This window comes from Ensifer sp. LC384, assembly GCF_001695865.1.
GTDB lineage: Bacteria > Pseudomonadota > Alphaproteobacteria > Rhizobiales > Rhizobiaceae > Ensifer.
Genome location: NZ_MBST01000078.1, coordinates 150,463 through 161,836, shown reverse-complemented (window position 1 = coordinate 161,836; position 11,374 = coordinate 150,463). Strand labels below are relative to the sequence as shown.

The following is an 11,374-nucleotide window of genomic DNA, read 5'->3' as shown; positions in this document are numbered from 1 at the left end:
GGAACCATGGCTCAAGTCGCAGAGAAACTCGACACGCCGCCCGAAAACGAAGGCGCAAAACCTGTCAACGGTCGCGTCGATGCCATCGATGGCGGACGCATGTTCGGCTGGGCATTCGACCCCGCCGCGCCGGGCCAAAGGCTCAAGGTGCGCGTGCTTCTCGATGGCGCACCCGTCGCCGAAGCACTTGCCGATCGCAATCGCCCGGACCTCAAGCGAAACGGGATTGGAGACGGCAAGCATGCATTCGAGATCGCCCTGCCGGAGGCGGTGCAGAAGCGCAGCCGCGATCTCGTCGTCGTGGCAATCACCGGAGACGGCGCGGGCCAGCCTCTGCGCGTGCCGCAGCCTGACGAGCAAGCAGCCGAGGCGCTGATCGCGGCACCGTTGACCAGGGTGCTCGACAAACTGGACGTGCTCATGGCTGCGCAGCGGCAGTTGCAGGTTTCTCAACGTTCACTGCAGCGCGTTCCGTCAGTCGGCGCGGATGCGGCACCGACCGACGGAACGGACGATCCGAACGCCGGCATCGATGGCCTTCGTGCCGAGATGAGCCGGCGGCTTGACGATCTGGACGTGCATCTGCTGCGGATGGATGGCGTCGTGGCAGGCATGGAAAAGACCCTTTCCACACTTCAGAAGCGCGCGGGCGGCGACACCAAGCCACTCGTGCTGCTCCTCTTCGTTCTGATGGGATTTGCAGCGGGAGCGCTGCTGGCGTTGCTGGCAAGATGATGATGCGGCAGGCGACAGCGACCGACGAAAGGCCCGTCAGACCCACCGGCTCGCGCACCGATGGAGCAGCCTTGCGCTTCGGGAAGGGCCGCGCCCTTTTCAGTCGGGTCGATCAGGAAACCGTGCTTGTCCTCGGCAGCGGGCGCACCAGGGGCCATGCCGTTTCGGTCAGGGCTGATGGCGCAAGGTCCGCGCGGGACGGCGCTTTTGTTGCAAACTGGGCGTTGTCGGCACCGTCGCCATCAGCAACACACTGCTTCGCGGCGCTCCTGACGCAACCGAAGTCCGAGCTGCCCATCTCGACGATCGACGTTGACGATGGAAGGATGAGCGAGCGTTTCATCGTCGCCCCCAGACAGATTTCGATCGAAGAGGCAGCAAGCCTCATTGCGCAAACGGCGGCAGGAGAGACTGTCACCGCCGTCGGTCGCCTCGCGGATCAACTCATGGCGCAGCCGACGAACCGCGACAGGGTTTCCGCCGGACTTTCATTGATCAAGGCATTGCAGCCGTCCGATGGCTTCATCGAACTGGTCGGAGAGACCCATGATGGCGTCCTCGTCATCATGGGTTGGAGCCGCGCGTTCGTTCCCGGCCGTTGCCAGGCCTATATTCTCGCTGGTGCAACGGTGGTCGCCGATTGTTTCGTCGCCAGTTTTGCCCGACCTGATATACCGGAGGGCGAACTTGGCTTCATCGCCGTACTGGAAACGGGCGGACGAGTGCGCGCCGACACTCTCAAAGGCATCATATACAATGCCGGGGGAGGCTGGCACCTGACACCGGCGCATTCGCGCGTGCAGATCAGCGCGGCCCTGGACATCCCGGACCACATCCGCTCCGTACTGCTTGATGCCCGGGCCACGCCAGAGGCCATGCTGCGCCTGCGTTCGGCGGCAAACGGCTTTACCGGCAAGGACACGGTATCAAGCCTCCCATTGCCGGTTCGCATGGACGTCGACCGGGTTTTCGAGACCGATGACGGCGACATGCTGATTTCCGGCTGGCTGCTCGACCCGGAGCACCACGTCTCCTCCGTCAAACTGCGGCGACCCGGCACGGAGGCCAGGCTCGACGACGTGTGGACGCGGCTCGATCGGCTCGACGTTTCGCAAAGCTTCGCCGATCAACCCGCATTCCGGGCATCACTCGACGGCGACGATCAGGCCCACGGATTTGTCGCCCATGCGAGACTGTCTGGCGGCAATCTCGACGCAACACCCTATCTTGAGCTGACCTTGAGAGAGGGTCGCCGCGCCTTTCTGCCGCTGACGCCCAAGCGGATGCCCGCAAGAAGGGCCGCACTCCAGCAATTGTCGTTGTTCGATGCTGCCAACTGGGCGCTGCCCGCGATTGTCGATCATCAGATCGTTCCGCTCCTCTCTAGGGCGGCCTGCGCTGCGTCGCGCGTGGAAACGATCATCGACGTCGGCGTGTTCGACGAAACCGCCGGCGTTCCCATCGTCGTTGGATCCACCGTCGGCATGGCTGAAGTCGGGCCGCTCCTTGCGCTGCTTGCCCTTGATCCGCAGACGTGCTGCGCTCCGCTCGTGATCATCGTCAGCAAGCCAGCCTTCCAGAGGGATCTCGTCCGTTTACGGCAGCTGGTACGGTTTTACGGGCTCTCGGTCCGACTGGTCTGCGCAGCCGCAGCGCAGGATCGCTTCGATCTGATGGCGGTCGGGGCGGAAGTCGTCTCGTGCAAGTCCATCGTAACGATGTCGGGGTCGCTCGTGCCGGCGGCCAAAGGTTGGTACGGCGCATTGACGACGGTCGGAATGGCCCACGTCGGAAGCGTGATTTCGCCGATGCTCGCCTATGACGATCATTCGGTGAAATGGGCGGGAAGCTGGCTCTCCGAGGACGGCGATCAAATGCTGCTCGATCGCTATGCGGGCTACCCGCTGATGGCGATTGCCGCACTGCAATTGACGCGCGTCGACGTCGCCTCGCTCGAATGCTGCATCATGCCGCGTGAGGCCCTGAAGGACGCGATGCGCGATTGCGGCGTCTATCTCGGCTCAAAACAAAAAGCCTGCGAGATAGGTCTGCGGATCAACCAGGCAGGCATCGCTGCCTATCTGCTGCCATCGATCCAATTGCTCGGCTGCGACGAGCCGACGTCGGCAGAGCAAAACGGCAAGCTTGCCGTGCTCGCCGAACGCATCGATGCGGAAATACTCAAGTCGCGGTGGCGAAGCGGCCACCAAAACCAAACATCGTTTGACAGGATTTCCGCATGAGGGAGCAGAAGCTTCGCGTCCTGGTTATCTCGCATGCGCACCCCTCGTTTTCGCTCGGTGGGGCGGAGATCGCCTCGCACAACCTGCATCGCGGGTTGAATGCGATCGCAAACGTCGAATCCGTGTATCTGGCGGCGGCATCGCCTCCGCTGCAAAGACACGCGTCGTCCGCGCTGATGAGTGCGCGCCTCCCACAGGAAGAGGTGCTGTTCCACACGGATGCCTATGATCATTTTCACCTGGCGAATGAGGACGTCTTGTCGATCGAGCGCGACCTCCTGCGGTTCGTGCGCGATGTGAAACCGGATGTCATTCATTTCCATCACGTCCTGGGCTTCGGTCTCGAAGCGCTCTATGCGGTGCGGTCGGCGCTGCCCGACGCCGTCGTGCTTCTCACCCTTCATGAGTTCGTGCCGATCTGCCACAACCACGGGCAGATGGTGAAGCGGCCGACGGGCCAACTTTGCGAACAGGCTTCGCCTACGGCCTGCAACAGCTGTTTTCCGGATATTCCAGCATCCAGGTTCCTCAGGCGTGAGGCGCTCGTGCGCACCATGCTCCTCGACATGGTCGATGCGTTCGTTGCGCCGAGCGCCTTTCTCGCCAAGCGCTACGCCGAGTGGGGCATCGATCGACAACGCATTCATGTCATCGAAAACGGGATCATGGGCGAAGAGGCGACGCCCGCCCGCGAACTTGCGCGAAGCGACGCGCCCCGCAATCGTTTCGCCTTCTTCGGTCAGATGACGCCATTCAAAGGCGTCGACGTGCTGATCGATGCCGTTGGCCGCGTACCGGATGAAATTTGGGGAGACGACGCCTACCTGATGATTTTCGGCGCGAATCTCGAGCGCCAGCCGGTCGAATTCCAGGAGCGGATGAAGAAGCTGATCGAGCGAGCCGGTCGTCGCGTGCGCTTCTACGGCAGCTACCAGAACGCGGATCTGCCAAAACTCATGCGCTCCGTCGACTGGGTGATCTTTCCATCGATCTGGTGGGAGAACTCACCGGTCGTCATCCAGGAAGCGCTGCTGCACCGCCGGCCGATCATCTGCTCCGACATTGGCGGCATGGCCGAGAAAGTGCGCGATGGCACCGATGGCCTGCATTTCCGCGCCGGCAACGGCCAGCACCTTGCGGACCGGATCGTCGAAGTCCTGAACGACGACACGGTTTGGGATCGCTTGCGCAGCACCATGCGCGGTCCCTTCAGCTCCAGGGATTGCGCACGGGAACACCTCGGCGTCTATCGCAGCCTGCTGCGCGCGAAAGATGATGCCGCGCAGCGCGAACAGCGCGTCGAGATGCGCGTCTCATCGCAATTCCAATGACGGAATAAGCTTTTGGCACGCATATTGGTCATGATCCCCGCCGGCGAAGTCTATGCCCATGACAGCGTTCGCTGGTATCAACATCACGACATTCAGTCTCACATCAACACCTACCACAATATGGGTGATGCGTTCGTCTTCGACTCGTCGTTGAAGCTGCTGCGTTTCGAAGAGCTCGGTGTCCTCGAAATATCAGAGTTCAGGCCACGCGAAATCGACCGTCTTCGGGAGGAATACGATTACGTATTCCTGCGGGGATCCAATTACATTCACGACGCCATGAACTGGGAGGCCGCAGCGAGGGTCCTGACGGCGCTCGGCCTGCCCGTCATCGGCTTCGGTATCGGCGCACATGCGCCGGTGGACGGCAAAATCAGGCTCTCGGACGATACGCGCGCCGTCCTCCACCTGATGTCCGAATCGACGACCTCGATCGGTGTACGCGGGGCCTATTCGGCCGAAGTTCTCTGGGGCCTCGGCATCCGCAACGTCCGGATCGTCGGGTGCCCCACCGCCTTCCGGCTGAACGACCCGGAACTGCGCATCACGCTGCCACCGCTGGAACGGGTCCGCAACGTCGGGGTCACCGTCAGGCGGGAAGTCTCCGACGCCTACGCCAAGGACATCGAGCGTTATCTCGGCTTCCACCGAGACCTGGTGAAAACCATGGCCGGGCGCTTCGAGACCGTATTGTTGACGCAAGGCGAGGTCGAGGAGAAGAAGCTCGTTCTGGGAAACGAGGCGCAGCGCGACGAAGCAATCGCCGCGCTGAAGGCCGACCATTGGACATCATCGTGGTATCTCGATGAAGCCATGCTGCGGCTCTATCGGCAAAGGCTTTTCTATTCCGATGTGGTTGCCGATTACGAGCGACTGATCCGCGCCCAGCACCTGGTGCTCGGCTACCGCCTGCACGGCAACCTCATGGCGCTGGCGAACGGGGTCCCGTCGATCTACTGCACCTATGACAGCCGGACGGCCGAATTCTCAGACACATTCAAGATCCCCAGTTTCGACATCTTCGGGCAGGCGGAGTTCTGCCTCGAGGACTATTGGGACCAGGCCCTTTTCGACAGGTACAACCGTGCCTGGTTCCACACCTACGGCGAAATGTACCGTTTCCTCACTGAAAATGGTGTCGCGCACAAGATGCACGACATCCTCAAATCCCCACCGGCGAAAATCTCCCGAGTTGCTTGAAGCGAAGAGGTGTGAACATGCAAAACGCGAACATGCAGAACAAAGTGCGCAAGGCGATCATCCCGGCCGCCGGATTCGGTACGCGAATGCTGCCGGCGACGAAAAGCGTCCCCAAGGAACTCCTGCCGATCGTCGATCGGCCAATCCTCGATTACATCGTCAGCGAGGCGTTTGCCGCAGGCATCGAACACGTCATCATCGTCACCGGCCGCATGAAGGGTGCGATCGAGGATTACTTCGATCACGCATTCGAGGTCGACGCGACGCTTCGGCGGGCGGGCAAGAACCCGCTTGCTGATCGGCTGGCGACGGCAACGCCCGATGTCGGAAGCATCTCATTCGTGCGCCAGCAACAGGCCCGTGGCCTTGGACACGCCGTCTGGACCGCGCGCCACATCGTCGGCGACGAACCTTTCGCCGTGCTGCTGCCCGATATGCTGATGGTCGATCACGAGCCCTGCCTCAAATCCATGGCGAGCCTTCACCAGCGGCACGGCGGCAATGTCGTGGCGGTCGAGCGGTGCCTGCCGGAAGAGGCCCACAAGTTCGGCATCGTTTCCTTGAAGCAGACCATTGCGGGCGCTCTGGTCGATGGCCTCGTGGAAAAACCGGCACCGGGCACGGCGCCAAGCAACCTGTTTATTTCCGGGCGCTATATTCTCCAGCCCGAGATCTTCAACATCCTCGAACGCCAGGAGCCAGGTGCCGGCGGCGAGATCCAGTTGACCGACGCCATGATCACCCTGATGAAAGACGAGGAAATTCGCGCCTTCGAATTTGGCGGCCGCACGTTCGACTGCGGAAATCCTGCCGGCTTCGTCGCGGCCAATCTGCATATGGCGATGACGCGCGCCGACATTGCAGCGGGGATCTCCGGCGAGATGCATGCGCTGATGTCGCCCTTGCGCGCAATCGCCTGACAGCGCCACCTGTTCTTGGCGCGTTGCAATTCGGCCTTCCGGCCGATCTCGGACCGGCCGTCTTCGCCTGAAGTCGGCCGGTCCACCGAACGCCGCGAGCTTCGTCATGTGCATTGACGTCGGCGTTGGCCTGGTGGAGGCGGAGAAGCTCGCCACACATCGCCGTCAAATGGCCAGAACGGATGCCCGGATCAATCCCGGGCCTGCCCCTCACGATGGTGTCCGCCCCGCTTCCATGTATATTTTTTTCATCACATCACCCTAAGCGCACAAACCGCGCCATAGTGCGCGCACGTAGCCATGACCCGCGACACGCCAGAGCTTAACGGTTTCCTTTGGCTCTCCAAGGCTGATTGGCGCATTTATTGCGCATAATCTAATATTCCGGTGGCGAGACAGCGTCGTCCTGCATAGAAATTCGACACATCACCGAAGTATCCCCGTTGACAGCCGCGCTCGTCTATCACACAAATTGTGAAAATAATTTTCAGCGATGGTCCGGAATACCCAAGGATATACCTGCCCCAAGACACGGGCATGCGGACAAGTTGACAGCACGATATTTCGAGGAGCAATGCGCATGACCAGTCAGCGGCTCATCATGCTGATCTTTTTCCTCCAGCCGATCGCTTTTGGCGCCTGGCTGCCGCGCATTCCCGACATTCAACAAAGGCTCGGCCTCGGACCGGCGGAACTGGCGGTGGCACTGCTCGGGATGCCGGCGGGCATCCTGCTCACTCTGCCTTTCGCCGGACGCTTCGTCGCTTGGATCGGCGGCCGCGCCACCATCCTCTATGGCTTTGTGGTATTCCTCGGGCTGGTTTGGCTGCCGACATGGGCGCCAAACATCGAGGCGCTTTTTGTTACGCTCGCCGCCGTCGGGGTGGCATTGGCCACATTGGAGCTCGGCCTCAACGTCGAAGCTGATGCCATCGAGAAGCGCTCCGGCCAGTTGATCATGAGCACATGCCATGGCTTCTGGAGCCTCGGCATCATGGCCGGCAGCCTGGTCGGCATCGGTTTTGCCGCCGCCGGTGTGTCGCCGGAATGGGCCGTGCTGATCGCAGCGGCGATCATGTTGCCGATCAGCCTGTTGGCAGCAAGAGCGCTGCCGGACCTGCACGCAGCTGAAGCGCACCAGGCGAACACCACCCAAACAAGCCGCCGCCGACCAGGCCGGGCGTTGCTTGGCATATGCTTTTTCGTTTTCGGCATCACCATGACCGAAGGCGCGGTGGCCGACTGGTCGGCAGTTTACCTGCGCGATGTCTTCGGGCTCACCAGCGCCAGTGCCGGTTTCGGCTATTCAATCTTCGCCTTCATGGTCGCGGCAGGGCGTTTTGGCGGTGACCGCCTCAAGGCAATTTACGGGCCCATCGCCGTGGCTCGGGCATGCGGACTGGCGAGCATCGCAGGCTTGCTCCTGGTGGTGGCAAGCCCAACGGCCTGGGCCGCACTCGCCGGCTTCGCCGCGATGGGCTTCGGCGTCTCGGTAGGCTTCCCGCTGGCCGTCACGGCCGCTGCCGACCAAAAGGACCGGCCAGCGGCGGCGAGCGTCGCCATCCTGTCTTTCGTGGCGCTCCTCGGCTTTCTGATCGGGCCACCGATGATCGGGCTCGTCGCAGAGCACAGCGACATGCGTTTCGGCTTGGGCATGCTCATTCCATTCCTCGGCGTTAGCTTGATGCTGACTGGTCGGTTGAAGCCAGCCACGAGCGCAGTTCCCGCGTTGGCATCGACCTGACGTCGCACCTGGTGGGCGTTCCAAGTGACGAGACCCGAAATGGCCACGCTCGTCCTCGGGTCAAAGCCATTGTCGGATTGTCGCCTCGCCACTCAGTGGCGGTATCACGCCGCCCTTAGACGCCGCGCGGATTCAGGAGATATTTCGTCGCCGCACCCTGGTCGAAGCTTTCGCAGCCTTGCATGGCATCATCCAGCGAAACGCGGACGAAACGGCCGAGGCTAAACCGTCTCAACGGCAGCGCGTCGAAAGAGCCGCAGCCGGACAATACAGAGCACTTCCCGCTATCGACGACGTGGTAGACAAGCGACGACTTCTGCTCGATGTTTGAAAACGACCGCACCGCGCGTCCGATCGCGCCGGATTGGCGAGCCCGCGATCGGCATCTTGATATGACAGCAATCCGATGGCTCAGATTGCTTCGGGAGGTGGCATGGCATTTGAACTTTACTACTGGGATGGCATCCAGGGTCGCGGTGAATTCATACGCCTGGCGCTGGAAGAGACCGGTTCGGACTATGTCGATGTCACGCGGGAGCCGGACCGCGGGACTGACGAAATGATGCAGATCATCAATAGCTCGTCAGAGGCGCATATTCCCTTCGCACCTCCCTTTCTCAGGGACGGCGACCAACTCGTCTCGCACGTCGCCAACATTCTTTTCTATCTCGGCCCGAGGCTTGGCCTTGCCCCATTGGATGAAGCATCGCGCTGGTTTGCGAACGGCCTTCAGCTGACGATCACCGACTTCGTCGCGGAAGTGCACGACACGCATCACCCGATCGCAACCTCAAAATACTATGAGGACCAGAAGGACGAGGCAAAGGCGCGGTCATTCGAATTCGTCAGGAATCGTCTCCCGAAATTCCTCGGCTACTTCGAACGCGTACTGACACAGAACCCGGCACAAGGCGGCCATCTCGTCGGCAACGGCTTGACCTATGTCGACCTGTCGATGTTTCAGATGATCGAAGGGCTGCTCTATGCCTTCCCCAAGGCGATGACAGACCACGAGTTCCGCTATCCCGGCCTTGCGCGCCTGCACCGGCTGGTGAGGAACAGACCCACGATCGCTGCCTACCTCGCATCGCCGCGACGGTTAGCCTTCAACGAAAGCGGAATTTTCCGCAGGTATCCCGAACTCGATATCGATCCATGATCGCGGCGCGCCATAGGCGTCAAAACCAGGTCCGCTGCCGCCGGGATAGTTCACGGAAGACAAGACCGGCTATCTGCGGGCCATGCGCGCCTCGGCGGCGAAATTCGACATTGCATTCGAGAAGATCACCTGTCCATGCTGCGGAAGGAAACGGCCGACATCACGCGTTTTGCCATGCCGCGACGGATTTCATTGCGTCCGCCCGTTTCTTCCAACATAGTTGATGCAGCCCACGTTTATTCACACACGTGAGGAAACCAGCATGCGCCATATCGAAGAAGAAGAGCACCGCGACAATCGCGACACCCTGCTGATTACAGCGATAATTGCATCGGCATTGTTGATCATCGGCGCCACGTTACTGATGATGCTAATCTAGTGTTTGCGCCATTGCCGAAGCGTCGTACACCCGCCAGCCAGTGCTTGACCGCAAAACCGCTGTACACTTTTTGCGCGACATCTTAGTGAGCGGTATAAGCGCCATCCACCAGATGGTAGCTGCCGGAGATAAAGCTTGCCTGTTCGGACAGGAGAAAACAGACGAGCGCTGCAACTTCTTGCGGTGTACCGCGTCGACCCATTGGCTGAAGCGCGTCCAGGCGGCGGTTGCTCGCTAGCTCGGACTGCTCGGACAGCAATGGCGTTTCGATCAAGCCGGGGCCGACAGCATTGATACGGACACCCCTCTTTGCATACTCGATTGCGGCGACCTTCGTCAGGCCGACAATCCCGTGCTTGGCTGCCGTATAGGCCGATGCGGTCGGCAGGCCGACGGAGCCCAGAATTGACGACATGTTGACGATGGAGCCGCCCCCTTGCGCCGCCATCGCAGCGATTTCGTACTTCATGCAATAGAATACGCCGTTGAGATTGACGTTTATCAGCTTGTCCCAGTCGTCCAGAGGGTAGTCTGCCGTCGCTCTGCGGACGCCGTCGATCCCAGCATTGTTGACCGCCAGATGCAGGCCCCCATGTGTCCGGACAACGGACTCGACCAGTTTCTCCACTTCGCCGGCCTTGGCAACGTCGACCACCGAGGGGAAAGCCGTTCCGCCGGACGAACAGATCTCGGCGGCCACCGCACGCGCGGCGTCGCCATTGATATCCGCTACGACGACTTTCGCTCTCTCGGCGCCGAGCTGGCGGGAAACGGCAGTACCTATTCCAGATCCTGCACCGGTTACAAGCGCGACTTTGCCGGCGAAGCCAAGCTCCATTCTGTGCATCCTTGTTCGAGAGCCCAATCGACCAGAGACGGACGGAAGCTGCAAGAAGTTTCATCAATTGTGACGTGCTTTGTCAGCCTGCACTTGCGAAACGCGAAGTGCAATGGTCTTGGTGCTTTCTGCACTACTAGTTTTCTCCGCAACAAAATGAAGAATAGCGACTTGGCCGGCGAACGCATGAGTGTTAAAGACGAAACAGTGCTCACCGATTACTAGTAGGTGGATATGAACAGTGACCGCGTTACCCGGCGGGCGATCCTGCTCGGCAGTTTGGTTTTAACGGCATCTGGGTGCACCTCAACAGCACAGCGACTGGGCGAGCCCATTCTTTCTGCCTTCGCAGGAGGGCCGTCTTCTCGTTATCGACGCCGGAATGTGGGTTATGACGGAAGCGAACCTCCCGGAACGATCGTCGTCAACACGTCGGAGCGTTACCTCTATCTCGTTGAAGGTGGCGGTCGGGCCATGCGCTACGGCATCGGCGTCGGGGAACAGGGACGCACGCTCAAAGGCGAAGCAAAAATCGGCCGCAAGGCCGAGTGGCCTTCGTGGACGCCAACCGAAAACATGATGCAGCGCAAGCCGCATCTGCGGCAATACGCCGGCGGCGTCGGCGGCGGCCTGCACAATCCGTTGGGGGCAGCAGCCCTTTATCTCTACCGCGGCGGGGAGGATACCATGTTCCGGCTGCATGGAACAAACGAGCCCTGGACCATAGGCCAGGCAGTATCGAGCGGATGTGTCCGATTGACCAACGACGATATCGTCGATCTGTACAACCGCACCCCGGTCGGAACGAAGGTTTTCGTGATTTGA

General features: G+C 60.9%; 10 protein-coding genes. 8 read left to right on the top strand and 2 right to left on the bottom strand.

Annotated elements, in window-relative coordinates; translation table 11 throughout:
* Nucleotides 1-6 precede the first annotated feature (6 nt).
* The 6 genes from BC363_RS31405 to BC363_RS31380 all read left to right on the top strand — a co-directional run bounded on the left by BC363_RS31405 (nt 7) and on the right by BC363_RS31380 (nt 8,173).
* Nucleotides 7-735 carry a hypothetical protein gene (locus BC363_RS31405; protein WP_065785182.1) on the top strand — a complete coding sequence of 243 codons (729 nt, stop codon included), beginning with the start codon at nt 7-9 and terminating at the stop codon, nt 733-735.
* A gap of 2 nt (nt 736-737) precedes the next feature.
* Complete coding sequence (locus BC363_RS31400; protein WP_065785292.1) at nt 738-2,978, top strand: hypothetical protein; 2,241 nt, start codon at nt 738-740, stop codon at nt 2,976-2,978.
* Entirely contained in the window at nt 2,975-4,309 is a 1,335-nt protein-coding gene (locus BC363_RS31395) for a glycosyltransferase family 4 protein (RefSeq protein ID WP_065785181.1), read from the top strand. Before BC363_RS31400 ends, BC363_RS31395 begins: the two co-directional genes overlap by 4 nt.
* A 12-nt stretch (nt 4,310-4,321) precedes the next feature.
* Nucleotides 4,322-5,509 carry a polysaccharide pyruvyl transferase family protein gene (locus BC363_RS31390; RefSeq protein WP_065785180.1) on the top strand — a complete coding sequence of 396 codons (1,188 nt, stop codon included), beginning with the start codon at nt 4,322-4,324 and terminating at the stop codon, nt 5,507-5,509.
* A 17-nt stretch (nt 5,510-5,526) separates the two neighbouring features.
* Nucleotides 5,527-6,429, top strand: a complete 903-nt coding sequence (locus BC363_RS31385; protein ID WP_244519986.1) for a UTP--glucose-1-phosphate uridylyltransferase — start codon at nt 5,527-5,529, stop codon at nt 6,427-6,429.
* 580 nt (nt 6,430-7,009) lie between these two features.
* Entirely contained in the window at nt 7,010-8,173 is a 1,164-nt protein-coding gene (locus BC363_RS31380; protein ID WP_065785290.1) for an MFS transporter, read from the top strand.
* A 115-nt stretch (nt 8,174-8,288) separates the two neighbouring features.
* Here the strand turns inward: BC363_RS31380 and BC363_RS35670 are convergent, their stop codons facing one another.
* A complete protein-coding gene (locus tag BC363_RS35670) occupies nt 8,289-8,516 on the bottom strand; it encodes a hypothetical protein (protein WP_141690505.1) in 228 nt (75 codons plus the stop codon).
* A 90-nt stretch (nt 8,517-8,606) separates the two neighbouring features.
* On the opposite strand from BC363_RS35670, the gene BC363_RS31375 reads away from it, so the two are divergent.
* Nucleotides 8,607-9,332, top strand: a complete 726-nt coding sequence (locus BC363_RS31375) for a glutathione S-transferase (RefSeq protein WP_065785179.1) — start codon at nt 8,607-8,609, stop codon at nt 9,330-9,332.
* A gap of 461 nt (nt 9,333-9,793) precedes the next feature.
* On the opposite strand, the gene BC363_RS31370 is transcribed toward BC363_RS31375, so the two are convergent.
* Nucleotides 9,794-10,549 carry an SDR family NAD(P)-dependent oxidoreductase gene (locus BC363_RS31370; RefSeq protein ID WP_065785178.1) on the bottom strand — a complete coding sequence of 252 codons (756 nt, stop codon included), beginning with the start codon at nt 10,547-10,549 and terminating at the stop codon, nt 9,794-9,796.
* Between the two features lie 234 nt (nt 10,550-10,783).
* Here BC363_RS31370 and BC363_RS31365 point away from each other — a divergent pair, with 234 nt between their 5' ends.
* Entirely contained in the window at nt 10,784-11,374 is a 591-nt protein-coding gene (locus tag BC363_RS31365; RefSeq protein ID WP_065785177.1) for a L,D-transpeptidase, read from the top strand.

What these genes read in the sequence shown, in the direction of transcription:
- BC363_RS31405 (WP_065785182.1), top strand. Translation starts at nt 7, where the DNA reads ATGGCTCAAGTCGCAGAGAAACTCGACACGCCGCCCGAAAACGAAGGC.
- BC363_RS31400 (WP_065785292.1), top strand. Translation starts at nt 738, where the DNA reads ATGCGGCAGGCGACAGCGACCGACGAAAGGCCCGTCAGACCCACCGGC.
- BC363_RS31395 (WP_065785181.1), top strand. Translation starts at nt 2,975, where the DNA reads ATGAGGGAGCAGAAGCTTCGCGTCCTGGTTATCTCGCATGCGCACCCC.
- BC363_RS31385 (WP_244519986.1), top strand. Translation starts at nt 5,527, where the DNA reads ATGCAAAACGCGAACATGCAGAACAAAGTGCGCAAGGCGATCATCCCG.
- BC363_RS31380 (WP_065785290.1), top strand. Translation starts at nt 7,010, where the DNA reads ATGACCAGTCAGCGGCTCATCATGCTGATCTTTTTCCTCCAGCCGATC.
- BC363_RS31375 (WP_065785179.1), top strand. Translation starts at nt 8,607, where the DNA reads ATGGCATTTGAACTTTACTACTGGGATGGCATCCAGGGTCGCGGTGAA.
- BC363_RS31370 (WP_065785178.1), bottom strand. Translation starts at nt 10,549, where the DNA reads ATGGAGCTTGGCTTCGCCGGCAAAGTCGCGCTTGTAACCGGTGCAGGA.
- BC363_RS31365 (WP_065785177.1), top strand. Translation starts at nt 10,784, where the DNA reads ATGAACAGTGACCGCGTTACCCGGCGGGCGATCCTGCTCGGCAGTTTG.